The organism is Luteimonas sp. TWI662 (genome assembly GCF_039673825.1).
Lineage (GTDB): Bacteria > Pseudomonadota > Gammaproteobacteria > Xanthomonadales > Xanthomonadaceae > Luteimonas.
Genome location: NZ_JBDJMI010000003.1, coordinates 113,880 through 139,265, shown reverse-complemented (window position 1 = coordinate 139,265; position 25,386 = coordinate 113,880). Strand labels below are relative to the sequence as shown.

Annotated in this window: 19 protein-coding genes; 8 read left to right on the top strand and 11 right to left on the bottom strand. The window is 70.2% G+C overall.

The window, feature by feature from the left end; genetic code table 11:
• Window positions 1-129: 129 nt before the first annotated feature.
• The 4 genes from ABE488_RS04235 to ABE488_RS04220 all read right to left on the bottom strand — a co-directional run bounded on the left by ABE488_RS04235 (window position 130) and on the right by ABE488_RS04220 (window position 4,080).
• A complete protein-coding gene (locus ABE488_RS04235; protein ID WP_346447272.1) occupies window positions 130-1,677 on the bottom strand; it encodes a PH domain-containing protein in 1,548 nt (515 codons plus the stop codon).
• A complete protein-coding gene (locus ABE488_RS04230) occupies window positions 1,664-2,230 on the bottom strand; it encodes a PH domain-containing protein (protein WP_346447271.1) in 567 nt (188 codons plus the stop codon). Before ABE488_RS04230 ends, ABE488_RS04235 begins: the two co-directional genes overlap by 14 nt.
• A complete protein-coding gene (locus ABE488_RS04225; RefSeq protein WP_346447270.1) occupies window positions 2,227-3,153 on the bottom strand; it encodes a lauroyl acyltransferase in 927 nt (308 codons plus the stop codon). The genes ABE488_RS04230 and ABE488_RS04225 overlap by 4 nt, the downstream gene beginning before the upstream one ends.
• Before the next feature lie 69 nt (window positions 3,154-3,222).
• Window positions 3,223-4,080, bottom strand: coding sequence for an outer membrane protein assembly factor BamD (locus ABE488_RS04220; RefSeq protein ID WP_346447269.1), 858 nt, complete (start codon window positions 4,078-4,080; stop codon window positions 3,223-3,225).
• A gap of 88 nt (window positions 4,081-4,168) precedes the next feature.
• On the opposite strand from ABE488_RS04220, the gene rluD reads away from it, so the two are divergent.
• Entirely contained in the window at window positions 4,169-5,158 is a 990-nt protein-coding gene (gene rluD, locus ABE488_RS04215; protein ID WP_346441617.1) for a 23S rRNA pseudouridine(1911/1915/1917) synthase RluD, read from the top strand.
• On the top strand, window positions 5,155-5,943 hold the full coding sequence (pgeF, locus tag ABE488_RS04210) for a peptidoglycan editing factor PgeF (RefSeq protein WP_346447268.1): 789 nt from the start codon (window positions 5,155-5,157) through the stop codon (window positions 5,941-5,943). Before rluD ends, pgeF begins: the two co-directional genes overlap by 4 nt.
• 27 nt (window positions 5,944-5,970) lie before the next feature.
• Here pgeF and ABE488_RS04205 read toward each other — a convergent pair whose 3' ends face one another.
• Entirely contained in the window at window positions 5,971-8,415 is a 2,445-nt protein-coding gene (locus ABE488_RS04205) for a TonB-dependent receptor (protein WP_346447267.1), read from the bottom strand.
• A gap of 239 nt (window positions 8,416-8,654) precedes the next feature.
• Between ABE488_RS04205 and ABE488_RS04200 the strand changes: the two genes are divergently transcribed.
• The 4 genes from ABE488_RS04200 to gloA all read left to right on the top strand — a co-directional run bounded on the left by ABE488_RS04200 (window position 8,655) and on the right by gloA (window position 12,260).
• Window positions 8,655-9,134 carry a DUF3574 domain-containing protein gene (locus ABE488_RS04200; RefSeq protein ID WP_346447266.1) on the top strand — a complete coding sequence of 160 codons (480 nt, stop codon included), beginning with the start codon at window positions 8,655-8,657 and terminating at the stop codon, window positions 9,132-9,134.
• 256 nt (window positions 9,135-9,390) lie between these two features.
• Window positions 9,391-11,007 (top strand): hypothetical protein, encoded by a 1,617-nt coding sequence (locus ABE488_RS04195; RefSeq protein ID WP_346447265.1) that lies wholly within the window; start codon window positions 9,391-9,393, stop codon window positions 11,005-11,007.
• Window positions 11,008-11,060: 53 nt separating this feature from the next.
• The gene (locus tag ABE488_RS04190) at window positions 11,061-11,615 is read left to right on the top strand and encodes a DUF4166 domain-containing protein (protein WP_346447264.1); all 555 of its coding nucleotides are present in this window, start codon (window positions 11,061-11,063) and stop codon (window positions 11,613-11,615) included.
• Between the two features lie 111 nt (window positions 11,616-11,726).
• A complete protein-coding gene (gene gloA / locus ABE488_RS04185) occupies window positions 11,727-12,260 on the top strand; it encodes a lactoylglutathione lyase (RefSeq protein WP_346447263.1) in 534 nt (177 codons plus the stop codon).
• Between the two features lie 111 nt (window positions 12,261-12,371).
• Here gloA and otsA read toward each other — a convergent pair whose 3' ends face one another.
• From otsA to ABE488_RS04165, 4 genes are read right to left on the bottom strand one after another with little or no spacing between them, the layout of a single operon-like run.
• Window positions 12,372-13,742: an alpha,alpha-trehalose-phosphate synthase (UDP-forming) gene (otsA, locus tag ABE488_RS04180; RefSeq protein WP_346447262.1), complete on the bottom strand. Its 1,371-nt coding sequence runs from the start codon at window positions 13,740-13,742 to the stop codon at window positions 12,372-12,374.
• Complete coding sequence (locus ABE488_RS04175) at window positions 13,739-15,529, bottom strand: glycoside hydrolase family 15 protein (protein ID WP_346447261.1); 1,791 nt, start codon at window positions 15,527-15,529, stop codon at window positions 13,739-13,741. Before ABE488_RS04175 ends, otsA begins: the two co-directional genes overlap by 4 nt.
• Window positions 15,526-16,335, bottom strand: a complete 810-nt coding sequence (otsB, locus tag ABE488_RS04170; protein ID WP_346447260.1) for a trehalose-phosphatase — start codon at window positions 16,333-16,335, stop codon at window positions 15,526-15,528. The genes ABE488_RS04175 and otsB overlap by 4 nt, the downstream gene beginning before the upstream one ends.
• A gap of 52 nt (window positions 16,336-16,387) precedes the next feature.
• Window positions 16,388-17,113: a glutathione S-transferase gene (locus ABE488_RS04165; protein WP_346447259.1), complete on the bottom strand. Its 726-nt coding sequence runs from the start codon at window positions 17,111-17,113 to the stop codon at window positions 16,388-16,390.
• A gap of 191 nt (window positions 17,114-17,304) precedes the next feature.
• Here ABE488_RS04165 and clpB point away from each other — a divergent pair, with 191 nt between their 5' ends.
• Both clpB and ABE488_RS04155 read left to right on the top strand, forming a co-directional pair.
• Window positions 17,305-19,890: an ATP-dependent chaperone ClpB gene (gene clpB, locus ABE488_RS04160; protein WP_346447258.1), complete on the top strand. Its 2,586-nt coding sequence runs from the start codon at window positions 17,305-17,307 to the stop codon at window positions 19,888-19,890.
• A 230-nt stretch (window positions 19,891-20,120) separates the two neighbouring features.
• A complete protein-coding gene (locus tag ABE488_RS04155) occupies window positions 20,121-21,020 on the top strand; it encodes a TIGR01777 family oxidoreductase (RefSeq protein ID WP_346441606.1) in 900 nt (299 codons plus the stop codon).
• A gap of 13 nt (window positions 21,021-21,033) precedes the next feature.
• Here the strand turns inward: ABE488_RS04155 and ybaL are convergent, their stop codons facing one another.
• Window positions 21,034-22,758, bottom strand: coding sequence for a YbaL family putative K(+) efflux transporter (gene ybaL / locus ABE488_RS04150; protein WP_346441605.1), 1,725 nt, complete (start codon window positions 22,756-22,758; stop codon window positions 21,034-21,036).
• A 187-nt stretch (window positions 22,759-22,945) separates the two neighbouring features.
• The gene (locus ABE488_RS04145) at window positions 22,946-25,342 is read right to left on the bottom strand and encodes a TonB-dependent receptor (RefSeq protein ID WP_346447257.1); all 2,397 of its coding nucleotides are present in this window, start codon (window positions 25,340-25,342) and stop codon (window positions 22,946-22,948) included.
• Between the last annotated feature and the right edge of the window lie 44 nt (window positions 25,343-25,386).

Here is a 25,386-nt window from a genome sequence, read left to right as displayed (position 1 = left end):
GGCGGCGATCAGCCACTTGGCCAATGGGCGGAGCGAGGAGGATGAAAGCATGGGGCGCCTGAGGTGGCAGGATGCAGTCGCCCATTATAAATGACATTCATTCTCATTTAAACGACCTGCAACAACGCGCTACCAGCGTAGCGGTCGCCGGGCGATCTCGCGCGACAGCGCCGCGTGCAGGCGTTCGGCCTCGGCAAGCGGAACGAAGCGCACCCGCAGCTGCGGTGCCAGGGGCTGCGCGCCGGCGGTGTCGAGCCACAGCGAGGCCATGCCGGTCCACCGGTCCAGTGGCGACTGACGCAGCTCCACCGCCTGCAGCTTGCCGATCTCGGCAAAGCGCCAGTGCCGACGCCACCACCCCTCGCGTACGGCGACCATCGCGGTATCGATCGCGTAGCCGGCGCGGGCCGCATGTCGATGCGCGACGAACGCCGACCACGGCAGCCACAGCAGGCCGAGCAGGCCCCAGCGGCCGAAGAACCAGCCCAGTACCCCGCACAGCACGGTGGTCGGCAGCCACGCGCCGAGCGCCAGCCGCAGCCAGGCCCGGCGATGCAGCGGCCGCCAGTGCGTCGGCGGCCAACTGGCGAGCGCCGCAACATCGCGGACGATCGCGTCGCAGGCCGCGGCCGTCGCGATCGGCGCCAGCGCATCGAGCACGCGGCCGTCCTGCTGCCCCTGGCCATCGCTGCCGCGCGCACTGGCGGTGTCGATCTCCAGCGTGCGCCGCGCGAACAATCGATGCAGCACGCCTTCGCGCAGCGTCCAGGCCTGGATGCGTCGGCGCGGTACCGAACTGCGCGACCGGCTCACCAGCCCGCGCTCGACGGTCAGGCGGCGTCCCTGCCGCTGCAGCCGGAGGCCGTGGTAGCGCACCAGCGCCAGCGCCACCGAGAACGCGCGGATCGCCAGCAGCGCCAGTGCCACTGCGCCGGCCAGCACCAGGGTCTTCGCCATCCAGGTTGCGGCGAAGGTGTTGGCGTAGCCGAACGCCTCGCGCCCGCCCTCAAAGAGCCAGCGGCCAGCGGTGCGGTCGGGCAGCGCCTGGAACGCGAGCGCCAGCGCACCGGCGACGACGATCATGCCGCGATTGGAGATCAACCCGAGCTTGACGACCTCGGCCGTCGACAGCGCGAGCAGCGTGTCGCCGGGCGCAGCCATCGACGCCGGCTGCGGCGCGCCCGGATCGCTCCGGCCACGGTCGCGGATCAGTTGCTCCAGCGCCAGCGCGTCGGGCAGGCGCAGCACCCGCATCTGCGCCTCGGGACGGGTGCCGCCGGCCGACTCGAGCCGGACCTCGGCCACGCCGACCAGGCGATGCAGCAGCGACTGGTGGATCGCGACGTTGTGGATGCGCGAATAGGGGATCTGGCGCACGCTGCGCTCGAGCAGCCCGCTGCGCACGACCAAGCGATCATCGGCAATGCGGTAGCGGAACGTCAGGTACTGCCACACCGACACCGCGACCAGCGCGCCGATGCCGATCAGCGGCAGCCACGCCGGGCCGTCGTCGGCGCGCCGGCCGGCGACCAGCAGCACGATCAGCGGCACGATGAACTGGCGCAGGTTCTGCAACAGCACGAACAGCCATGAGGCCGGATGCAGCCGGCGCTCGGCATCGTCGGGCCTCGCCGCAGGGGGAAGCGGCGGCAACGGCGGCGGCTCAGGCGTCGTCATGGTCGTCGTCACGCGCCGCGCGTGCGGCCAGCGCATCGCGCAACCGCTCGGCCTGGGCGTGCGCCAGACCCGACAGCGCTACCGCGCTGTTGCGGGTGCCGGCCGTGTGCACGGTCAGCGTCGACAGGCCGAACGCGCGTTCCAGTGGGCCGCGCCGGATGTCCAGATGCTGCACGCGGTTGCCCGGCACGCGCACGTCGCTGCGCCACAGGTGCCCGCGGCGGATGCCCAGGCCGTCGTCGTCGAGCCGCCAGCGCGTGCGCAGCCAGCGCCGCCGTGCGATCCACACCGTCCATGCCGGCAACAGCACCAGCGCGCCAGCGTGTGACGCCAGCGAGAGCGGCGAGCGTCCGAACGTGAGCAGTCCCGGCACCAGCAGGGCCGCCAGCGGCAGCAGCGTGCCGATCAGCGCGGTGATCGTCGATAGCGTGCGTGCGGCGACCGGCAGCGGCTGCCAGACGCCAACGTCGACCGGGGGGGCGGCCTCTGCGACGGATGTCGGCGGCGACAGCGCGGCCGCTGCGTCGTCGCGGCCCTCGGTCGGCAGGGTCATCGGCGGCGCTCCAGGTCGAGATAGGGGTTGTCGTCGTGCGAACCCGACGGCCGCGCCTTGTAGCGCTTGTAGGTCCACTGGTACTGCGCCGGGTCGCGTCGGGCGATGTGCTCGACGCCGGCGTTGAGCGCAGCGGTGGCGCGCGGCACGTCGGCATCGGCGATACCCTCGGGCGCCGGTTCGATGCGCAGTGCGAACCCGGGGCCATCGCCGAGGCGCTCGCAGTAGGCGTAGAGCACGGTCGCGCCGGTGCGTTCGGCCAGCCGCGGCACCAGCGTCATCGTCAGCGCCGGCAGACCGAAGAACGGTACGAACTCGCCGTCGCCGGCCTTGGGCTGCTGATCGGGCAGGATCCCGGCCACGCCGCCGTCGCGCAGCGTCTTCCACAACTGGCGCACCGCCGGACCCTCGGCGCGCACCTGGGTCACGCGGGTATCGTCGCCGGCGCGCGCACGCACCAGCCGCAGGAAGGCTTCGCCGACTGCCGATTCGGGGGCGCGGTAGAGGATCGAGATCGGCGTGCGCGCGGCCAGCCACTGGTTGAGCAGTTCCCAGTTGCCGTAATGCGGCGCGACGACGATCAGGCCCCGGCCCGAGGCGAGCGCGGCATCGAACAACCCGACGCCGTGCTGCTCGCGGATCATGCGCAGGTTGTGCGTCGGGCGATGCGTCCACAGCCGCAGCGTCTCGAGCGTCTGCAGCGCGGTGGTGCGCAGCACCGCGCGCCGCAGTCCCTCTCGCTCGTCTGGCGACAGCTCGGGATAGGCGAGTTCGAGATTGCGCAGCGCGACGCGGCTTTCGCGACTGCCGGCGGTGCGGCCCAGTGCGGCAGCGACGGTGGCGATGGCGCGCTGGGCGACGTTGGGCAGCAGACCGACCAGCGTGGCGAGCAGGTACAGCAGGCGGGCGAGAAAGGCGGGCATGCGGGGGAGTTTAAGCGCCCGGGCCCGACCCGAACGAAGAACGCCGCCCTGGGGGCGGCGTTGGTGTCGTCAGTCGCGGTCGCTGTCGATCGCAGTGCGCTCGGTCGCGAACGGGTTGAGGCGACGGATGCGCCAGGGCTCGTTCGGCCAGGAACCGGTCAGATACGGGTGATCGGGTTCGTTGCGCTCCAGCACCCGGCGCGCGTCGGCCGAGAGGGTGTCGTTGCCGAGCCGGTCGTAGGCGAGCGCGAGCACGGCGACGGCGTCGTTCTGGTATTCGCTCTGCGGATAGGTCTCCAGCAGATAGGTCGCCCGCTCGGTCGCGGCGACGTACGCGCCGCGGCGCAGGTAGTACAGCGAGGTCTCGATCTCGTGGCGCGCGAACAGATTGCGCAGCGCGACCATGCGCTGGCGCGCGTCGGCGGCGTAGCGGCTGTTGGGGAAGCGCTCGGTGACGGTGTTGAAGTCGGCGTAGGCCTGGTTGGGCGAGGCCAGGTCGCGGCGGCTGCTGTCCAGGCTCCACACACGCTGCAGGAACACCGTGTCGCGGTTGGAGTTCACCAGCCCGCGCAGGTAGTACAGGTAGGCGATGTTGCGGTGCGTGGGATACGTGCGGATGAAGCGGTCGATGCTGGAGATCGCTTCCTCGTTGTTGCCCATCTTGTACTGCGCGTAGGCAATCTCGATCAGCGCCTGCTCGGTGTGCGGCCCATAGGGGTACTGCGCGACCAGGCGGCGGAACGTCGTCGCCGCGTTGCTCCAGTTGCCCATGCGCATCGACGCGTGGCCCTTGTCGTAGAGCTCGGTGACCGGCACGCCCTCGTTCTCGTCGTCCTTGGTCTTGCCGCGGGAACAGCCGGTGGCGACCAGCACGGCCAGCAGCAGGCACACCAGGGCGCGGGTCGTCAATGCAAGGCGTGGGGTCATGGAGGCAATGGGCGGTCGGGGCACGAAGCGCGGATAATACCAGTCCGGGCCCCGTGCCCGTCGCCCACGCCTGAATCCGAGCCGTCCAATGCAGCCAGCCCCCAGCGACCTTCCCGACCAGCGCACCGCCAAGGTGCCCGATGCCGCCGCGGGACGCCGATTCGACGCGGTCCTGGCCGAACTGTTCCCGCAGTTCTCGCGCTCCCGCCTCACCGCCTGGATCAAGGCCGGCGATGTCCTGCTCGACGGCGCCGTGCCGCGCCCGCGCGACCCGGTCGTCGGCGGCGAGACCGTCCGCCTGAACGTCGTCCTCGACGTCCAGACCGAGGCGCTGCCGCAGGACATCCCCTTGTCGGTGCTGTACGAGGACGACCAGGTGTTCGTGATCGACAAGCCCGCCGGCCTGGTCGTGCATCCGGGCGCCGGCAACCCCGATGGCACGCTGGTCAACGCGTTGCTGTTCCGCGATCCGTCGCTGACCGCGCTGCCGCGCGCGGGCATCGTCCACCGGCTGGACAAGGACACCTCGGGGGTCATGGTGGTCGCGCGCACGCTCGAGGCGCATAACGCGCTGGTCGAGCAGCTCTCGGCGCGCGACGTGCACCGCCAGTACCTGGCGGTCGTGGTCGGCGCGCTGGTCTCGGGCGGTACGGCCGATGCGCCGATCGACCGGCACCCGCGCGATCGCCTGCGCATGGCCGTGCGTGAGGATGGCCGTGAGGCGGTCACTCACTATCGCCTGCGCGAGCGGTTCCGCGCACACACCGCGCTCGAGTGCCGGCTCGAGACCGGCCGCACCCACCAGATCCGCGTGCATATGGCGCATCTGCGCCATCCGATCCTCGGCGACCCGCTGTACGGCGGTGCGCTGAAGCTGCCCAAGGGCGCGTCGGAGGAGACCGCGTCGATGCTGCGCGGCTTCCGCCGTCAGGCGCTGCATGCCGAGACGCTGGCGTTCCGCCATCCCACGACCGGCGAGGCCGTGCGCTGCAGCGCACCGCTGCCGGCCGACATGCAGGCCCTGCTCAAGGCGTTGCGTGCGGATGCCGCAGCGCACGGCGACCTGGCGCGCCGATGAGCGCCTGGCTGCCCGCCGATTGGCCCGCGCCGCCGGGCGTGCGCGCCGGGACCACGCTGCGCCATGGCGTCGGCGCGTCACCGCCGCCGTTCGACCAGTTCAATCTGGGCAACCGCTATTCGCCCGACGGCGACGACCCGGCGGTCGTCGACCGCAACCGCGCCGCGCTGGTGCGGCTGCTCGCGCTGCCGTCGCCGCCGCACTGGCTGCGGCAGGTGCATGGCACCACAGTGCTGCGTTTCGACGCGCCGGGCGCGGGCGCTGCCTCGCCCGACGCCGAGCCTGAAGCCGATGCGGCGGTGACCTCGGTGCCCGGCACCGTGCTGGCGATCCTGACCGCCGACTGCCTGCCGGTGGTGTTCGCCGCCGACGATGGCCGCGAGGTCGCCGCCGCGCACGCGGGCTGGCGCGGCCTGGCGGCCGGGGTGCTCGAGCGCACGCTCGGCGCGATGCGCACGCCGCCCGACCGCGTGCGCGCCTGGCTGGGGCCGGCGGCGGGGCCGCAGGCCTATGAAGTCGGGGCCGAGGTGTACGACGCCTTCGTGGGGCCGGACGCGGGCACGGCGGCGGCCTTCGTCGCCACCCGGCCTGGACACTGGCGGGTCGACCTGTTCGCGCTGGCGCGCCGCCGGCTGATCGCTGCCGGCCTGCGGCCCGGCGCGCTGCACGGGGGCGGACGCTGCACGATCTCCGAACCGTCCGCGTTCTTCTCGCACCGGCGAGACGGCCGTAGCGGCCGGATCGCGACGCTGGCCTGGATCGATGGGCCGCCGCCCGCGGCGTGACGCACGCTCAGCAACGGCGCGGTCGGGTCAGAACGTGTAGCGCACGCGGGTGTACCAATAGGCGCCGTTGCTGCCGATGGGCGAGAGCACGTCGTAGGGCAGGTTGCCGAAGTAGAAGATGTCCTCGTTCGACAGGTCCGGGTACTCGTCGGTGATGTTCTGGCCGCCCAGCGCCAGCGTCCAGCGCTGGGCCAGGCGCAGTTCGACCTCGGCGTCGAGCTGCCATTGCGCGCCGTAGACCTGCTCGGGCTCATGGCCGCCGCCGAAGTTGAACACCCGTTTGGCGCTGCCGTGGCGCTGCACGCGCGCGAGCAGGTTCCAGCGGTCGTCGCGCCAGGTCGCGGTGAACTGGCCGCGGGTGCGCGGCGCGGCGTCGGTCAGCGTGTTGCGCTCCTCGACGCCGAACAGCACGTAGTCCGGGTCCAGCGCGGCGAGTTGCTGCGGCGTGGCGACGATGTTGCGCAGCTCGGTCTTGGCGTAGCTCCAGGCCCCGGTCAGGTGCAGTTGGCCGCCGGCGAGCGCGTCGCGCCAATTGGCGACCAGCTCGGCACCGCGGGTCCGGGTGTCGGCGGCGTTGACGAAGAACTGCGCGCTCTGGATCCGCGCGACATCGAAGTTGGCATCGACGAACGCGGTCAACGCATCGCTGGTGATCGCTTCCGACAGCGCGATGCGGTCGTCGATCTCGATCTGGAACAGGTCCAGAGCCATGTCGAAGCGCCGGCCGATGCGGCTGGTGAAGCCCAGGCTGGCGTTGATCGACGTCTCCGGCGACAGGTCGGTCGCGCCCAGTGCGCGCGCGATCGGGTTGTTCACCGACAGCAGCCGGCCCTGCACGATCTGGCCAGCGGCGTTGTAGCCGGTGCTGGTGGACTCGTAGCCGGTCTGCGCCAACGCCGGCGCGCGGACGTTGTTCGACAGCGCACCGCGCAGCGCGAACGCCGGCGCGAACTCGTAGCGCGCGGCCAGCCGCCCGGTCAGTTCGCCGCCGAAGTCGTCGTAGTTCTCGTAGCGCACCGCGACATCGGTCGCCAGGCGCTCGCCGAAGCTGCTGGCCAGGCTGGCGTAGAGGCTGGCGACGTCGCGGTCGAGGTCGGCCTCGTCCTGCGGCGTCAGCCCGCCGCCGGCCTGCGAGCCGGCCGGCCGGTCGGCGTACGGGCCGACCGCATAGCTCGCCGGGTCGCCGGCGCCGGTCTCGTAGCGCTCGGTGCGCAGTTCCAGGCCCGCGGCGACGGTGTGGTAGTCGGTGAACGTCTCGAAGCCGCGGCTGAGGTCGAGGTTGAGCAGGCGCTGCGAGAACGCGTAGTCGCCAGTGCGGAAGCGCGTCGGGCTGCCGGGCCCGAGCGAAGCGTTGATCGAGTCGCGCAGGCGGTACGTGAACTCGTTGCGGCCGTGATTGAGGCTGGCGTCGACCTGCCACTCGCCCCACTGGCCGCGCACGCCCGCGACCGCGCCGATATCGAGATTTTCGCCGATCGAGACCGGCCGGAAGCCGTCGGGATAGACCTGCGGCCAGTTCGCCTTGCCGTCGGGGTAGCGGTAGTAGTTCGCGCCTTCGGTATCGCGCTGGTGGTAGGTGCCGAAGCCATACAGCGTCGCCGTCTCGCCGATCGGCACTTCGGTGTTGAACCAGCCGTTGAGATCCTGCGACGCGCCATCGCCCAGGTGGTAGTTGCGCCGACCCTGCACCGTGAGGTTGGCCTCCGTCTGGTCCCACGGCGGCACCTGGTCGAAGCCCGCGCGGTTGGTGGCCTCGCGGTTGCGGGCCTCCAGGCCCACGCGCAGGAAGCCCTCGTCGCCGAGCGCGGTGCCGACCTTGGCGCTGACAAAGCTGGTCTGGCCGTCGGTGAGCGTGCGCCCGATCGGCGCCAGGTCAGTGTGGTGCAGCCCATAGCTGGCCTCGAACGCACCGCCATCTGCCGCGTCGTCGAGAATCACGTTGACCACGCCTGCGACCGCGTCCGACCCGTACTGCGCGCCGGCGCCGTCGCGCAGGACCTCGATGCGCGCGATCGCTGAAACCGGGATCGCGTTGAAGTCCACCGGTGTGGCGCCGCGACCGATCTTCGAGCCGGTGCTCACCAGTGCCGAGGTGTGCCTGCGCTTGCCGTTGATCAGCACCAGCACCTGATCGGGCGAAAGGCCGCGCAGTTGCGCGGCGCGCACGTGATCGGCGCCGCCGGAGTTGGACTGGCGCGGAAAGTTGAACGACGGCAGCAGCGTCTGCAGCGCGCTGCCCAACTCGCCGCCGGCCACGCCCGCCCGGCGCAGGTCCTGCGCGTCGAGCACGTCGATCGGCGAGGTCGATTCGAGCACGGTGCGGTCGGCGGCGCGGGTGCCGGTGACGATCACCGCGTCGAGCCGCGTGGCGCCATCGGCGTCGGCCGTCTGCGCGGCGGCCGGCGCGCAGATCACACACGCGATCGCCAAGGCCAGCGGGGCGGGGGGACGACGGACGGACGGACGACGCATGCGGACTCCTGGCGCGGGGCGGGTAAGGGGTGGCTCCGGAGCCGTCGCGGGCGGGGAGAGGGACGCGCGCGAGGCCCGGCGCCGATGGCCGTGCGTGCAGCGACGGCCAGGGCCGCATTAGGCCCGTCGTACGATCCATGCGTCCATCTGCATAAAGCGATACAGTGTTGCGGCGCCGCAACAATTGCGGACGCGCCAGTGCCTAGGATGGCGCTCTTCCTTTGTCGATGCCGATCGCCATGCCGTCTGAGTTGCGCTCCACCGTTCCGTTGCTCGTCGCGTTGTCGCTGGTTGCCTGCGCGAGCGCGCCCGTGCCTGCCGGCGCGCCAAGGCAGGGCGTGACTGCCGCCTATCAGGGCGATGCGACGCGCCCCGCGGAGGGCCGCGGCTGGCTGCGCACCGAACTGTATTTCGCCACCGGGCGTTGGGAGGCCGACGCCGATGAGACGGCCGCCGCCGAGCGGCGCTGGCTGGATTTCCTCGATCGCGAGGTCTCGCCCCGGTTCCCGGCCGGTCTGAGCGTCGTCGACGTCTACGGCCAGTGGCTGCCGCCGGGCAGCAACACGCCCAGCCGGCTGCGCTCCAAGGAGCTGGTGGTCCTGCATGCCGATACCCCGGAAGCCGCGGCGTCGATCGAGGCGATCCGGTTGGCGTGGAAGCGCGAGACCGGACACTTGTCGGTGCTGCGCTCGCAGTTGCATGCCGACGTGTCGTTCTGACCCCCTCTCCTCCCGTCCCCAGATCCCGCCATGTCGCTCGAGCGCATCTGTCATCCGCGCCGCTCCATCCTTCAACGATTCGCGCCGGCACTCGCCGGCGCGCTGCGAAGTGCTGAAGATCGTCCCGCCCGATGGCTCGCGGCGCGCCGAGGTGGGCAATCGGCGGGAGGCGCGGCGCCGTCGCGTGTGACGCCCGGTGCTGTCACGTCCGGCCTTCGCAGAAACGCCGGGATCGATGTCCAATACCGGAATCCGTATGGCTTCTTCCCCGCGCACGCCCCCTGACGCCCGGCCCCGCTGGTTCGTCCCCGGCGACATCAACGGCTTCTTCGGCCTCGTCGTCGACAACCTCTCGATTCTGGGGTTCATCGCCGCGGCGCTGGTCGGGATTTTCGGGGTGCCGGCCGACATCGTGTTCGGACGCATGTTCCCGGGCACCGCGTTCGGCGTGCTGGTCGGCAACCTGATGTACACGGCGATGGCGCGGCGTCTGGCGCAACGTAGCGGCCGCGATGATGTCACCGCGATGCCACTCGGCCTCGACGCGCCGACCAGCATTGGCATGGCGCTGCTGGTGCTCGGTCCTGCGTTTCTCGCGTTCCGCCAGCAGGGCATGGACGCCGAGGCCGCCGGCATCGCGACCTGGCAGCTCGGCATGGCGTCGCTGGTCGTCATGGGCGTACTGAAATGCTTGCTGTCGTTTGCCGGCGACTGGATCACCCGGGTCGTGCCGCGCGCAGCGCTGCTGGGCTCGATCGGCGGTGCGGCGTTGATGTTGCTCGGCTTCCTGCCACTGATCGAGACCCTGCGCTCGCCCGTCGCGGGCTTTGCGACACTGGGGCTGCTGCTGTACGTGCTCGTCGCCCGCGGACCGGTGCCGTTCCGCCTGCCGGGTGTGCCGTTCGCGCTGCTGGTCGGGCTGGTGCTGTACTACGGGCTCGGGCTGTCGGGCCTGTCGCCGGGGTTCGCCGTGCCCGACGTCACCTGGCCTGCACCCGCCTGGCCGTGGCCGAACCTGGGCTTCGTCACCGGACTGCCGACCACACTGCCGTACCTGTCGCTGCTGCTGCCGTTCGGCCTGCTGATGGTGGTCGGCGGGATCAACGTCAGCGAAAGTGCGCGCGCGGCCGGCGATGACTACCGCACGCGCGATATCTTGCTGGTGGAGGCGGTGTCCACGCTGGTCGCCGGCGTCTGTGGTGGGGTCGCGCAGACCACGCCCTATATCGGCCAGCCTGCTTACAAGCACATGGGGGCACGCAGCGGTTACACGCTGCTGACCGGACTGTTCATCGGCCTGGGCGGCGTGCTCGGGCTGGTCTCGGGGTTGGTGCAGTGGCTGCCGGTGGCGGTGCTGGCACCGATCATCGTGTTCGTCGGCATCGACATCACCGTGCAGGCGTTTCACAGCACGAGGCGCGAGCACGCGATCGCAGTGTCGCTGGCTTTCCTGCCGGCCATCGCCTACCTGCTCAACATCAAGTTCGGCAATCCGGCGTGGATCGATCCCGAACGCATGGCTGCGCTGTACGCGCAGCTCGATGCCGGCCACGGACTGCCGGAGATGGCGACCATCGTCGTGCTCGGCAACGGCTTCATCATCACCGCGATGCTGTGGGCGACGACCCTGGTCGCGCTGGTCGATTGGCGCCCGGCCACTGCCGTGGCGACGCTGCTGCTGGCCGCGGTTGCGACCCTGTTCGGGGTGATCCATTCGGTGCACCCGGCCGGTGCGCTGGTGCTGCCTTGGCAGCTGGAGGGGCTGCGCCAGGCGATCGCATTCCAGTTCGCGGCCGCGTATGCGGCCCTGGCGGTGGCGTTCGGTCTGCTCGGCCTGCAGCGACGACCGCCCGCGGCGGTCGATCCGGGCTGATCGCCGGGCGCGCAAGCGCTATTCTGCGCGCCCGATCCGTTCCAGGCCGCGCGATGGTGCCGACGCTGTTCCAGACCCTGCTCGGCGCCGCGTTCTTCCGGATGCCCGATGCGCTGCGTACGCTGCATGGCGCGCGCGGGCATGCGCGGCATGTCGGCGCGATGACGATCGAGCGCAGTCGGGGACGCTTGGCGCGACTGTGCGCGCGCCTGGCTGCCGTGCCGGGCGCTGCCACGGACGCGGCGCTGACCCTGGACTGCACCACCGGGCCACGCGGGGAAATCTGGCTGCGCGAACTGGACACCGCGCCGCGACGAGGTCAGGCGCGTTGGCGGCTGTGGCATCGCGACGGCCAATTGCGGCTGCGCCGTGGCGCGCTGCACCTGCGCTGCGTGCTGCACCACCACGACGGGACGCTGTACTGGAACGTGGTCGGGGCGCGCGTGCTCGGCGTGCTGCCGCTGCCGGCGCGCCTGCTGGCGGACGTGCGCGGCAACGAGCGCGAGGACGACGGGCGCTGCGTGTTCGAGGTCGAAGCGGTGCTGCCATTGGTCGGCCCGGTCTTCCGCGCTCGCGGCTGGCTGCAACCGGAGACCGGCGAGGGGTGATGGCGGCGGGGGCGGGCGCATGGGGCCGCGACGCAGCGTTGCGCGTCATGCCCGCAGGCGAGTGGCCGATCACCGATAATGGCGCACCCGCCATTTCGGAAAAGCCGTGCCATGACCGCACAGACCCGTGCCGCACTCGCCCAGGTCCCCGGTGTCGCCGCCGAACGCGATCGCGCGACGCGCGAGTTCGTCTTCAACCACACGATGCTGCGGGTCAAGGATCCGGTCGCATCGCTGGACTTCTACACGCGCGTGCTCGGCTTCACCCTTGCGCGCAAGGTGGATTTCCCCGAGGCGAAGTTCTCGCTGTACTTCCTGGTCCTGATCGACGACGCCGAGGCCCTTCCCGACGACGACGAAGCGCGCCGTCAGTGGCTGGCGCAGCAGCGCGGCGTGCTCGAGTTGACCCACAACCACGGCACCGAACACCAGGACGGCCCGGTCTACCACGACGGCAATCGCGACCCGCGCGGTTTCGGCCATATCTGTGTCAGCGTGCCCGATATCCGCGCCGCCTGCGCGCGATTCGAGGCGCTGGAGGTCCCGTTCCAGAAGCGGCTGAGCGACGGCAGCATGCGCTCGATCGCCTTCATCAAGGACCCCGACGGCTACTGGGTCGAGATCATCCAGCCCGCCCCTCTTTGAACCAAGCCGGGTTCCCAAAACCGGGGTCAGAGTCGCTTTTCACGCGGCAATGCCTGAGGGCGTCGACCAACTCGCAGGAAAAGCGACTCTGACCCCGGTTTTGGCCCCGGGTTAGCGGGTCTGTTGGAGGCGGTCGAGAAAGTCGCGGCGCCAGGCGTGGATGTCGTAGCTGGAGATGCGCTGCATCATCGATTGCCAGCGTTCGCGGCGTTCGTCCAGCGGCATCTTCAACGCGGCGGCGATCGCATCGGCGACGCCGTCGCTGTCGAAGGGGTTGATCAGCAGTGCCCCGTCGAGCTCGCGTGCGGCGCCGGCGAAGATCGACAGCACCAGCGCGCCGGGGTCCTGGGGATCCTGGGACGCGACGTATTCCTTGGCAACCAGGTTCATGCCGTCGCGCAGTGGGGTGACCAGGCCGATGCGCGCCAGGCGGTAGAAGCCGGCCAGCGTCGCATGCGGGTAGGTGCGATTGACGTAGCGCATCGGCGTCCAGTCGGGGTCGGCATGGGCGCCGTTGATGTGGCCGGCGTACTGCTCCAGTTCGCGGCGCAGGGCGCGGTAGCTGGCGACACCACCGCGCGAGACCGGGGCGATCTGCAGATAGGTCAGCTGTCCGCGCAGGTCGGTGTGCTTGTCGAGCACGCGCTCGAAGGCGCGGAAGCGCTCGGGCAGGCCCTTGGAATAGTCGAGGCGGTCCACGCCGATCGCCAGCGCGCGACCGGTGAGGCTGGCCTGCATCCGGCGCACGGCCGGGTTACGCGAGGCGTTGGCCGCCAGCGTCGCGATCGCCGAGGCATCGATGCCGATCGGGAAGGCGTCGGCCTGGAAGCTGCGCCCGTCGTGGTCGCGCAGCGTCCCGCGCGCTGCCACGCTGCCGCCGCGGAACAGGCGGATGTAGTCCTGGAACCGCTCCAGGTCGCGTTCGGTCTGGAAGCCGACCAGGTCGTAGGCCGCCAGTGCACCGAACGTCTTCTCGTGGTGCGGCAGCCCGGCGACGATGTCGGCCGACGGAAACGGCACATGCAGGAAGAAACCGATGCGCGCGCGCACGCCGCGCCGGCGCAGTTCCTGCGCCAGCGGCAGCAGATGATAGTCGTGGACCCAGACGATGTCCTCGTCGCGGATCTCCTTGGCCAGCTTCTCGGCGAACAGCGCATTGACGCCGCGGTAGGCGGCCTGGGTCATCGCGTTGTAGTCGACCAGGTCCAGCCGGAAATGCAGCAGCGGCCACAGCGTGCGGTTGGAGAAGCCGTTGTAGTAGCCCTCGTAGTCCTCGCGCGACAGATCGATCGTCAGGTAGTCGATGTTGTCGTGCGTGGCGCGGTGCAGTTCCCCCGAGTGTGCGCGCGCGACCTTGCCGCTCCAGCCGAACCACAGGCCGCCGGCCTCCTTGAGCGCGGCGTCGAGCGCGGTTGCCAGGCCGCCGTTCTGGTCCGAGTCCGGCAGCGCCACCCGGTTGGAGACGACGACCAGGCGGCTCATGCTGCCTCCTGCCAGGAACGCGACAGCCGCATCGCCGCCATGATCAGGCCCACATGCGAGTAGGTCTGCGGGAAGTTGCCCCAGGCCTCGCCATCCTCGAACGACATGTCCTCCGACAGCAGGCCCAGGTGGTTGCGACGTGCGAGCATGGTCTCGAACAGGCTGCGCGCCTCGTGTTGGCGTCCGATCGAGGCGAGTGCGTCGATGTACCAGAACGTGCAGATCGTGAAACTGGTCTCCGGTGCACCGAAATCGTCGGGCACGACGTAGCGGAACAGGCCGTCGCCGTGGCGCAGCGTTCGCCCGATCGCATCGACGGTGGCGACAAAGCGCGGATCCTCGGGCGATACGAAGCCCAGGTCGGCGAGCAGCAGCAGCGAGGCGTCGAGGCGATCGCCGCCGAAGGCGTCGGCGAAGTGACCGAGTTCTCCATTCCAGGCCTCGGCCAGGATGCGGGTGCGCATCGTGTCGGCGCGCTCGCGCCAGTGCGTGGCGCGCGCGTCCAGGCCGAGCTGCACCGCGATCCGCGCCAGCCGGTCGCAGGCCGCCCAGCACATCGCGCTGGAATAGGTGTGCACGTGGGCCTTGCCGCGGAACTCCCACAGGCCGGCATCGGGTTGGTCGTAGAGTTTCCACGCCAGGTCGCCGAGCGGTTCGAGCTTGGCGAACGTCGCTGTATCGCCTGGATGCTCGAGGCGGCGGTCGAAGAACAATTGGGCCGAGGCCAGCACGACACTGCCGTAGGTATCGTGCTGGCGCTGCACATAGGCCAGGTTGCCGCGGCGCACCGGGCCCATGCCGCGGTAGCCGGCCAGCGCCGGCATCTCCTCCTCGGTCAGCTCGTGCGCGTAGTCGATGCCGTAGACCGGCTGCATGTCGCCGTCGTCGCTGACCGCCAGGTTGAAGATGTAGCGGATGTACTCCTCCATCGTCCGGGTCGCGCCCAGGCGATTGAGCGTGCGTACGACGAACGCCGCGTCGCGCAGCCAGCAGTAGCGGTAGTCCCAGTTGCGCGCAGTGCCCGGTGCCTCCGGGATCGAGGTGGTCATCGCGGCGATGATGCCGCCGCTGTCCTCGTACTGGCACAGCTTGAGCGTGATCGCGCTGCGGATCACCGCCTCCTGGAAATCGAGCGGAATCGACAGGTAGCGCACCCATTCGCGCCAGTAGTCGGTGGTGCGATGCAGGGCGTCGCGCACGAACTCGGCGATCGGCTGAGTCAGTGTTTCGTCCGGGCCCATCACGAAGTGCAGGTCGCGATCGAGCACGAACGGCAGGCCCTCGCGCAGCAGCCGGATCGGCATGTCGGTGGTCGCGCGCAGCGCGAAGTCCCGAAGCAGGAACCGGATGTGGTTGCTGCCCCAGGTGCTCTCGGGCGTACGCGCACCCCAGTCGGCGAGCGGACGCAGCAGCACGCGGATGCGCGGGCTGCCCGAGAGCAGGCGAACCCGGCGCGTCAACATGACCGGGCGGTAGAACCGCCCGTGCTGGCGCCAGCGCGGCGCGAAGTCGAGGATCTCGATCGAAGCGCCATGGCGGTCGTAGAGCACGGTGCGTAGGATCGCGGTGTTCTCGATGTAGCGCTGCTCGCTGCGCGCGAAGTCGTCGAGCTCGATCGACCAATCGCCGTGGCCGGTTTTGGGCGAGAGCAGCGCACAGAACGCCGGATCGCCGTCGAAGGCCGGCAGGCACGACCAGACCAACCGGGCCTTCGCGTCGAACAGCGCGCCGAAGCTGCCGTTGCCGACGAGGCCCAGGTCGAGGGTGGCGGTGTCGGCTGGCGTCATCGGGAGATCTCCGTAGGCAGGGCGGGAAGCGGGGCAGGCACGCCGAGCCAGCGGTGGACCTGGGCCGGGCCGGCCAGCGCGAACTGGGCGGCCGACGCGGTGCGGTCGCCGACCAGGACGCTGATGCCGCCGCGGGCGTTGACCGCGGCGAAACCCGTCTCGTCGGTCAGGTCGTCGCCGGCGAACACCGGGCGGCGGCCGGCGAACGGCGGCTCTTCAAGGAAGGCAAGGATCGCACTGCCCTTGTCGGCGTGCTCGGGGCGCAGTTCGACGACGTGGTCGCCGGGTTGGAGCTGATAGCCGGGCAGCCGCGGCAGCATCGCCTCGGCGAAGCCGCGCAGCGCGATCTCCGCCTGCGGCGCGGCGCGCCAGTGCAGGCCGAGCGCCGCGCCTTTGTCTTCGATCACCGCGCCAGGATAGCTGCGAGCGACGACAACGGCCTCGTCGCGGATCGCCGCGAGCGCGGCGGGCGACGGCGCGCCGTGGGTGGTGCCGTCCGCGCACCGCCGCTCGACGCCGTGCAGGCCTGCGGCCGTGAACCGCTCGGGCGCGAACAAATGATCGAGCGTTGCCAGGCTGCGTCCGCTGACCAGGGCCAGCGCGCCGCCCAGCGAGGCGCGCAACGCACTCAGGCGCGCGAGCAGGGGCGGAGGTACCGAGACCACGTCGGGTCGTTCTGCGAATGGCAACAGACAACCGTCGACGTCGAGAAACAGCGCCCAGTCGTCGGCCGGTGGCGGCGGTGGTCCGCGATGCGGGGCGGAAGATGAGGGCGAGGGGGTGGCGGCTTCCAGTGATTGGCGCATTGCAGCATGATCGCGTGTGCGGCGATAAACCGATGTGAATCCGTGTGGCGTGTCACGTGTCCAAAGGGGTAATTGCGCCGTCGAGTTCCGGGTAGTGGCGGAAGATCCCTTGCGTGTTGAACGGCAGCCGGCGTGTCGAGGCCAGATAGGCGGCGATGTTCGGACGCTCGGCGATCCGGGCCTCGAGCGCGCGCAGCCGCGGCAGCGTTGGCGACAGCGACGCCATCGCCTCGGGAAAGGCGTAGTCGAGGCCGCGCAGCAGTTGGAACAGCGACAGGTCGACATAGCAATGGCGTCCAAGCACGTGCGCGCCGCCGGCCTGCCCGAGTACGGCTTCGAAGTAGCCGAGGAACTTCGGCAGGCGGTGCTGGCGCAGGTCGGCCGCCCGACGCGCAGCGGCGTCCTTCTGGTTCTCGTAGTACGCCGCGCTGGCGATCGGGTGGTGGCTGTCGTGGATCTCGGTCACCAGGTCGGCGATCGTGAGCTGCAGTTGCAGCGCCTGCAGCCGGCGCGCGGCGTCGTCGGGCACCAGGTCCAGCTGCGGCCCGAGGACATGCAGGATCGCGGCGACCTGGGCGATGACCTGGTCGTCAGCCTCCAGGAATGGGGGAGCGAACGGGCGCAGGCCGATCGCGCGGCCGGCCAGGAACGATGTCATCGCGGTGTCGCCCTGCTCACGCACCACGTCGATGTAGTCGGCGCCCGCGTCCTCCAGCGCCAGCCGTACGAACTCGCCGCGCCCCTGGATGCCGTTCCAGTAGTAGAGGCGGTACTGCATGCGGGCGGGCTCCGGGCGGGATCAGTCCGCATCCTGCCGGCCACCGCGCAAGTGCCGGGTGAGGACGCCCGATGGCTCGGCGCCTGCCGGGGCGCGCTCTGCGGGGGCGGGCGCTTGCAACCGCTCGCTTCGCCCGCATCTGGAGGACATCGCCGGCAGGCGCCGGCCTTCTCTCTTCGAGGATTCCCGTCATGCGGATGGACAAGCTCACGTCGCGTTTCCAGCAGGCGCTGGCCGATGCGCAGTCGCTGGCCGTGGGCCGCGACCACAACTTCATCGAGCCGGCGCACCTGCTGCTGGCGCTGCTCGATCAGCAGGGCGGCGGCACCCGGCCGCTGTTGGGCCAGGCCGGCGTCAACGTGCCGGTGCTGCGCGAGCGGCTGACCGAGGCGCTCGAGCGCATGCCCAAGGTGACCGGGCAGGCCGGCCAGTTGTCGGTCGGCAACGACCTCTCGCGCCTGCTCAACGTCACCGACAAGCTCGCCCAGCAGCGCGGGGATGCCTTCATCGCCTCCGAGCTGTTCGTGCTCGCCGCGCTCGACGATGGCGGCGACGCGGGCAAGGCGCTGAAGGCGGCCGGCGCGGACAAGGCCCGGCTCGAGGCCGCGATCGCGAAGGTCCGCGGCGGCGAGAGCGTCCAGGACGAGAACGCCGAGGACGCGCGCCAGGCGCTGGAGAAGTACACGATCGACCTGACCGCGCGCGCCGAGAGCGGCAAGCTCGACCCGGTGGTCGGGCGCGACGAGGAGATCCGGCGCACGATCCAGGTGCTGCAGCGGCGCACCAAGAACAACCCGGTGCTGATCGGCGAGCCCGGTGTGGGCAAGACCGCGATCGTCGAGGGCCTGGCCCAGCGCATCGTCAACAATGAAGTGCCCGAGGGCCTGCGCGGCAAGCGCGTGCTTTCGCTCGACATGGGCGCACTGATCGCCGGGGCCAAGTACCGCGGCGAGTTCGAGGAGCGCCTGAAGGGCGTCCTCAGCGACCTGGCCAAGAACGAGGGCCAGATCATCCTGTTCATCGACGAACTGCACACGATGGTCGGCGCCGGCAAGGCCGACGGCGCGATGGACGCGGGCAACATGCTCAAGCCCGCGCTCGCCCGCGGCGAGCTGCACTGCATCGGCGCGACCACGCTCGACGAGTACCGCAAGTACGTCGAAAAGGACGCCGCGCTCGAGCGCCGCTTCCAGAAGGTGTTCGTCGGCGAGCCCAGCGTCGAGGACACGATCGCGATCCTGCGCGGCCTCAAGGAGCGCTACGCCGTGCATCACGGCGTGGAGATCACCGATCCGGCGATCGTGGCCGCGGCGACGCTGTCCAACCGCTACATCGCCGATCGCCAACTGCCCGACAAGGCCATCGACCTGATGGATGAGGCGGCCAGCCGCATCCGCATGGAGATCGATTCCAAGCCCGAGGAACTCGACCGCAAGGAGCGCCGGCTGATCCAGCTCAAGATCCAGCGCGAGGCGCTGAAGAAGGAAAAGGACGCCGAGTCCCGGCAGCGCCTGTCCGACCTGGAGTCCGAGATCGGGACCCTGGAGCGCGAGTACAACGACCTGGAGGAGATCTGGAAGGCCGAGAAGGCCACCGTGCAGGGGGCGACCAAGATCAAGGAGCAGATCGAGGCCGCCAAGCTCGACCTCGAATCGGCCCAGCGCACGCAGGACTATGCGCGCATGAGTGAGATCCAGTACGGGCGCATCCCGGAGTTGGAGAAGCAGCTCAAGGCCGCCCAGGAGGCCGAAACGCACGGCTTCCAGTTGCTGCAGGACAAGGTCACCGCTGAGGAGATCGCGCAGGTCGTTGCGCGCTGGACCGGCATTCCGGTCAGCAAGATGCTCGAGGGCGAGCGCGAGAAGCTGCTGGCGATGGAGTCGCAGCTGCATGCGCGTGTGGTCGGCCAGGAAGAGGCGATCAAGGTCGTCTCCGATTCGGTGCGCCGTTCGCGGGCCGGCCTGTCCGATCCCGACCGGCCCACCGGCTCGTTCCTGTTCCTGGGCCCGACCGGCGTGGGCAAGACCGAATTGTGCAAGGCGCTGGCCGAGTTCCTGTTCGACAGCCAGGACGCGATGGTGCGCATCGACATGAGCGAGTTCATGGAGAAGCATTCGGTCGCCCGGCTGATCGGCGCGCCTCCGGGCTACGTCGGCTACGAGGAAGGCGGTTACCTGACCGAGGCGGTGCGCCGCCGGCCCTACAGCGTGATTCTGCTCGACGAGGTCGAGAAGGCACATCCCGACGTCTTCAACATCCTGCTGCAGGTGCTCGACGATGGCCGCCTGACCGATGGCCAGGGACGCACGGTGGATTTCCGCAACGCGGTGATCGTGATGACCTCCAACCTCGGCTCGCACCAGATCCAGGAACTCGCCGGCGACGACTCGGCCGAGGCCTATATGCAGATGAAGGCGGCGGTGATGGGCGTGGTGCAGGCGCATTTCCGGCCCGAATTCATCAACCGGCTCGACGACATCGTCGTGTTCCACCCGCTGCGCAAGGCGCAGATCCGCGAGATCGCGAAGATCCAGATGCGCGGGCTGGAAAAGCGCCTGGCCGAGCGCGGGCTGCGCATCGAGGTCTCGGATGCGGCCTTCGACCTGCTGGGCAACGTCGGTTTCGACCCGGTCTATGGCGCACGTCCGCTCAAGCGTGCGATCCAGCAGCAGCTCGAGAACCCGCTGGCCTCGCGCATCCTCGCCGGTGAGTTCGCCAGCGGCGACACGATCGCAGTCGACGTCGCTGGCGGCGAACTGGGCTTCGCAAAGGCCTGACCCCGCCGGAGCGCCCGCAGCCTGCACCTCTCCACCTGTCGCGTGGTCTCGGCGCGAGCGAGTACGGACACCTCCCCCGCCCGAGGGGGAGGTCGGCGCGTGCAAGCGCGCCGGGTGGGGGCACGGGCCTTCCCCGGACACCATCGTCCGATCCGTCCAAGCGCCCCTGCCTTGACGCCCGCTTCCCCGTTTCTGCGGCAGCATTCAGGCAACGCGGCAGGGGCCCTCGCATGCACATCCTGATCACCGGCGGCAGCGGTTTTCTCGGCAGCGCATTGACCCGCGCCCTGCAGCGCGACGGCGCGCGCGTGACCTGGCTCTCGCGCCGGGCGTCGACACCGGCCCCGGACGGTGTCGAGGTCCGCGATTACGCTGCATTGTGGTCGGACGACCGTTTCGATGCGGTCGTCAATCTGGCCGGCGCGGGCATCGCCGAGCGTCGCTGGAGCGCGGCGCGCAAGCAGGCGCTGCGCGACAGTCGCCTGATTCCCACGCGCGTGCTCGTCGACTGGATCGGCTCGGCGCATGTCCCGCCGAAGGTGCTGCTCAGCGGCTCGGCGGTGGGCTGGTACGGTGCCCAGGGCGATCTGCCGCTGGACGAGGACAGCGCGCCGCATGACGAGTTCCAGCATCGGCTGTGCGAGGACTGGGAAATCGCCGCCCGCGCCGCCGAGGATCGCGTGCCGGTGGTGCGGCTGCGGACCGGCGTGGTGTTGCATCCCGACGGCGGCATGTTGCAGCGGCTGCTGCCGCCGTTCCGGCTCGGCCTTGGGGCCCGGCTTGGAGACGGCCGCCAGATGCTGAGCTGGATCGCGCGGGAGGATTGGGTGTCGGCGGTTCGGGCGTTGCTGCAGGCGCATCTGCGTGGCGAGCCGCAGGCGCCGGTCGGCGTGTTCAATCTCACGGCGCCCGAGCCCGTGGACAACACCGGTTTCACGCGCGCACTGGCCGATGCCCTGCGGCGTCCGGTGCTGCTGGCGGTACCGGCCCGCGCGCTGGCGCTGGGCCTGGGCGAGATGGCCACGCTGCTGGTGGACGGGCAGCGTGTGCTGCCGGCGCGCTTGCTGGCGTCCGGCTTCGAATTCGCGTGGCCGCGCCTGGCGCCTTACCTCGACGCCGAACTGCGCTGATCCTGCGGCGCGCTCAGCCCGGCTGCGGCGCCGGCGGTGTGGCCGCGTCGCTGCCCGGGCGCACCGGGCGGAACGGCGGCGTCGACATGACCATCTCGGCCAGCGAATAGGCCAGTTCGCGCTCGGCCAGCACCGCGCCGTCTGCGCCGTGCTCGAGCAGATGGCGGACCTCGCCATCGCTGTGCGCGCGCGCCAGCACGGTGATGCCCGGATTGATGGCCTTCATGCGCTCGATCGCCTCACCGGCCTCCAGCGCCTGGGGAATCGCGAAGATCGCCAGCGCCGCGCGCTCGGGGGCGGCGTCGCGCATCACCGGTTCGGAGGCGACGTTGCCGCGCACCACCAGCAGGCCGCGGTCGCGCGCCTTGCGCACCAGGTCCGCGTCGTCTTCGATGATCACCAGCGGCACCTCGCGCTGCTGCAGCAGTTCGGCCAACTGCCGGCCGACACGCCCGTAGCCGACCAGGATCGCGTGGCCGCGCAAGTCGGCCGGAATCGCCTGGACCGGCTGCGCGGGCTCGGGCGCCGACGCCGCGGTGGCGGCTGCGCGACGCGCCTGCCAGCTGTCGAGCAGGCCGAAGATCAGCGGGTTGGCCATGATCGAGATCAGCGCGCCGGCGAGCACCAGCGAGCGGCCATCGGGCGGCAGGATGTCCAGCGCCACGCCCAACCCGGCGATGATGAAGGCGAACTCGCCGATCTGCGCCAGACTGGCGGAGATCGTCAGGGCCGTACTGGTCGGGTGCTTGAACGCGCGCACGATCAGGAACGCGGCCGCCGACTTGCCGAAGATGATGATCAGCGCCGTCGCCAGCACCTGCCAGGGGTGCACCAGCAGGATGCGCGGGTCGAACAGCATGCCGACCGAGACGAAGAACAGCACCGCAAACGCGTCGCGCAGCGGCAGGGAGTCGTTCGCGGCCTTGTGGCTGAGTTCCGACTCGTTGAGCAGCATGCCGGCGAAGAACGCGCCGAGCGCGAACGACACACTGAAGATCGCCGCCGAGCCGAAGGCCACGCCCAGCGCGATCGCGAGCACCGACAGCGTGAACAGCTCGCGCGAGCCGGTGCCGGCGATGCGCTCCAGGACCCATGGGATCACCCGACGTCCGACCAGCAGCATTACCGCGACGAACATCGCGACCTTGAGCAGTGTCCAACCCACGCTCAACAGCACCGAGCCGACCGTGGTCTCCTCGCCGCCGGTGCTGTGCATCACGTCGGCCAGCACCGGCATCAGCACCAGTGCAATCACGCAGGCCAGGTCCTCGACGATCAGCCAGCCGACCGCGATCTTGCCGCGCGTGGTGTCGAGCAGCCGGCGTTCCTCCATCGCCCGCAGCAGCACCACGGTGCTGGCGGTCGCCAGCGCGAAACCGAACACGATGCCCTGGACGGTCGGCCAGCCCATCAGCGCCGCCAGCCCCCAGCCCAGCAGGGTGGCCACGGTGATCTGGGTCAACGCGCCCGGGATCGCGATCGACTTCACGTCGAGCAGGTCCTTGAGCGAGAAGTGCAGGCCGACGCCGAACATCAGCAGCATCACGCCGATCTCGGCCAACTGATCGGCCAGCGCCTGATCGGCGACGAAGCCGGGCGTGAACGGCCCGACGAGGATGCCTGCGACCAGATAGCCCACCAACGGCGAGAGCCGGAGCCGGTTGGCGAGCGCGCCGAACACGAAGGCCATGCCCAGGCCGACGGCGACGATGTTGATCAGGTCGGTGTTGTGCGGCATCGGCGAAGTGTGGGGGACAAGTATTGCAGTGTCGCCGACGCATCCGTATCCAGGCAACCCGCGCCCGCAGGCATGCGGGCGTGGCGAGGCGTGCCGTCACGGTCTCGACGGCAGACATCGATGCGCCGTCGCCCACACGACGACGGCGCGCTGGAGGCCCGGCGCCACGCCGGCGCCGGGCGGGGCATCACCAGGTGTAGGCGATCTTGGCGTAGCCGAATGCGCCGCCGAACCCGAACGGCGACAGGTTGCTGTACGGGAACTGCCCGTTGGTCGAGTTGCCGAAGATGTTCTCGTCGGGGTACTCGTTGAGCACGTTGTCGGCGCCCAGCGTCAGGGCCCAGTTCTCGCCGGGCTTGTAGGTCGCCGACACGTCGACCAGCCACTTGGCCCCGTACTTCTGGTCCAGCGCCGGGTTGTTGGGCGTGGTGCGCACGCTGCCGTAGCGCGTGGTCGACAGCGAGAAGCCCCAGTCGGCGGCGTTCCAGGTCCCGGCCAGCAGCAGCTTGTTGCGCGGGAAGCCCTGCTCGATGCGGCCGGCCTCGACGCGGTCGATGCGCTCCAGGTCCACACCGATCGCCTCGAGCGCCGCCGGGTTGTCGGCGATCCGGGTGATCTCGGTCTTGGAATGGTTGTAGCCGGCGGTCAGGTCGAGGCTGCCGGCCGCCAGGTCCCAGCGGTAGGTCCCGACGACGTCAACGCCGCGGGTGCGGGTGTCGATGGCGTTGGTGAAGTAGCGGCCACCGTTGACGCCGAAGATGCCCTGCGATTCAAGCAGCGCCCGCACCGCATTGCCGGTCAGGTTCGACGACAGCGCGATGCGGTCGTCGACGTCGATCTGGTAGGCATCGACCGTGACGTAGAGATTGTCGACCGGCTGCAGCACCAGGCCCAGGCTGTAGGACAGCGATTCCTCGGGCTTGAGCGGCTCGGCGCCGAAGGCCTGCGCGACCGCGCTGCTGGCCGGGAACGTGCGGATCTCGAACGGCGTGGTGATGCCCGGCAGGAACACCGTGCTCACGGTCTGGAAGTACTGCTGGGCCAGCGACGGTGCGCGGAAGCCGCTCGACACCGTGCCGCGCAGCGCGACCGCATCAGTGAACGCGTAGCGCGCCGACAGCTTGCCAGACAACTGGCTGCCGAAATCGTCGTAGTCCTCCCAGCGCGCGGCCAAGCCGGCGGAGAATTTCTCGGTCAGATCGGCCTCCAGATTCGCGTAGACCGCGTGGCTGTCGCGGTCGTAGGCCCCGGCGATGCCGGGCGCGAAGCCGCCGAAGCCTTGCGCGCCGGCCGCCGCGCCGGGTACGCCCGCGCCCGCATCGATGTACGAGCCCGGCTCGCCCGGCGACTGGTTCCACTTCTCGTTGCGGCCCTCGGCACCGAAGGCCAGCGTCACCGGATAGGCCAGGCCCCAGTCGAACTGCCGGCTGATGTCGAAATTGACGATGTTCTGCGTGGTCTCCAGCGCGCCGTCGTAGAACGAGGTCGGCGAATCGGGCCCCAGGCTCGCGTTGAGCGTGTTGCGGGTATAGAACTCCAGCCGGTTGTAGCCGTAGTTGTAGCTCAGGTCCCAGTTCCATTCGTTGGCGGTGTGGCCCTTGAGGCCGGCGACGATCGAGCGGTCCTTGGAGATGTTGTTGATTTCCGGCAGGAAACCGTCGGGATGGATGCTGCGGATGTTCTGGGTCGGGTTGGTCGGGGCGCGGAAGAACGCGAACGAGGTGACATCGCGGTTGCTGGCGGTCCCGAAGCCGTAGAGGCTGATCGCATCGGTCAGGGCGATGTCGGTGTTGAAGCCGACGGCGCCGAAGTCGACGTCGGGCTCGCCGATCACGAATGCCTTCTGCCCGAGCGCGGGCTGGGTCGGCCCGGGTGTGCCGGCGAATGGGCGGGCGCGATTGGTCGCCTCCTGCTGGCCGACCTGGGCCGACAGGTGCAGGAAACCGCGCTCGCCCAGCGCCAGGCCGGTGTCGCCGGCGATCTGGTGCTGGGTGCCGTCGCCGGCCGAGTACTGGCCCAGGTTCACCGCCAGGCTGCCGCCCTGCGAGGCGCCCTTGAGTACGATGTTGACCACGCCGGCGATCGCGTCCGAGCCGTACTGGGCCGAGGCACCGTCGCGCAGCACCTCCACGCGCTCGATCGCAGAGACCGGGATCGTGTTGAGGTCGACCGGCGCCGAGCCACGGCCGATCGTGCCGTTGAGATTGAGCAGCGAGGAGGCGTGGCGGCGCTTGCCGTTGACCAGCACCAGCACCTGGTCGGGCGAGAGGCCGCGCAACTGCGCCGGGCGGATCGCCGAGGAGCCGTCCACCAGCGCCGGCCGCGGGAAGTTCAGCGACGGCAGCGCGCGTGCCAGTGCGGTCGCCAGTTCGGTGGTGCCGGTGGCCTGCAGCGACTCGGCAGTGATGATGTCGATCGGCGACTGCGATTCGGCGACCGTGCGGTCGCTGACCCGGGTGCCGGTGACGATCAGCGTGTCGAGGGTGGAGGTGCGTGTCTGGGCGTCGACGTCCTGCGCGAGCGCGGCGGGAGCGGTGGGCAGCAATGCGGCGAGCAGGGCAAGGGTGAGGCGATGGCGGGGCATGACGGACCTCGGGCGTGGGGGGCGGTGTTAATGCCGATTTAACA

Bases quoted from the DNA above. Each gene is read 5' to 3' on its own strand.
- ABE488_RS04235 (WP_346447272.1), bottom strand. From the start codon at position 1,677: ATGACGACGCCTGAGCCGCCGCCGTTGCCGCCGCTTCCCCCTGCGGCG.
- ABE488_RS04230 (WP_346447271.1), bottom strand. From the start codon at position 2,230: ATGACCCTGCCGACCGAGGGCCGCGACGACGCAGCGGCCGCGCTGTCG.
- ABE488_RS04225 (WP_346447270.1), bottom strand. From the start codon at position 3,153: ATGCCCGCCTTTCTCGCCCGCCTGCTGTACCTGCTCGCCACGCTGGTC.
- ABE488_RS04220 (WP_346447269.1), bottom strand. From the start codon at position 4,080: ATGACCCCACGCCTTGCATTGACGACCCGCGCCCTGGTGTGCCTGCTG.
- rluD (WP_346441617.1), top strand. From the start codon at position 4,169: ATGCAGCCAGCCCCCAGCGACCTTCCCGACCAGCGCACCGCCAAGGTG.
- pgeF (WP_346447268.1), top strand. From the start codon at position 5,155: ATGAGCGCCTGGCTGCCCGCCGATTGGCCCGCGCCGCCGGGCGTGCGC.
- ABE488_RS04205 (WP_346447267.1), bottom strand. From the start codon at position 8,415: ATGCGTCGTCCGTCCGTCCGTCGTCCCCCCGCCCCGCTGGCCTTGGCG.
- ABE488_RS04200 (WP_346447266.1), top strand. From the start codon at position 8,655: ATGCCGTCTGAGTTGCGCTCCACCGTTCCGTTGCTCGTCGCGTTGTCG.
- ABE488_RS04195 (WP_346447265.1), top strand. From the start codon at position 9,391: ATGGCTTCTTCCCCGCGCACGCCCCCTGACGCCCGGCCCCGCTGGTTC.
- ABE488_RS04190 (WP_346447264.1), top strand. From the start codon at position 11,061: ATGGTGCCGACGCTGTTCCAGACCCTGCTCGGCGCCGCGTTCTTCCGG.
- gloA (WP_346447263.1), top strand. From the start codon at position 11,727: ATGACCGCACAGACCCGTGCCGCACTCGCCCAGGTCCCCGGTGTCGCC.
- otsA (WP_346447262.1), bottom strand. From the start codon at position 13,742: ATGAGCCGCCTGGTCGTCGTCTCCAACCGGGTGGCGCTGCCGGACTCG.
- ABE488_RS04175 (WP_346447261.1), bottom strand. From the start codon at position 15,529: ATGACGCCAGCCGACACCGCCACCCTCGACCTGGGCCTCGTCGGCAAC.
- otsB (WP_346447260.1), bottom strand. From the start codon at position 16,335: ATGCGCCAATCACTGGAAGCCGCCACCCCCTCGCCCTCATCTTCCGCC.
- ABE488_RS04165 (WP_346447259.1), bottom strand. From the start codon at position 17,113: ATGCAGTACCGCCTCTACTACTGGAACGGCATCCAGGGGCGCGGCGAG.
- clpB (WP_346447258.1), top strand. From the start codon at position 17,305: ATGCGGATGGACAAGCTCACGTCGCGTTTCCAGCAGGCGCTGGCCGAT.
- ABE488_RS04155 (WP_346441606.1), top strand. From the start codon at position 20,121: ATGCACATCCTGATCACCGGCGGCAGCGGTTTTCTCGGCAGCGCATTG.
- ybaL (WP_346441605.1), bottom strand. From the start codon at position 22,758: ATGCCGCACAACACCGACCTGATCAACATCGTCGCCGTCGGCCTGGGC.
- ABE488_RS04145 (WP_346447257.1), bottom strand. From the start codon at position 25,342: ATGCCCCGCCATCGCCTCACCCTTGCCCTGCTCGCCGCATTGCTGCCC.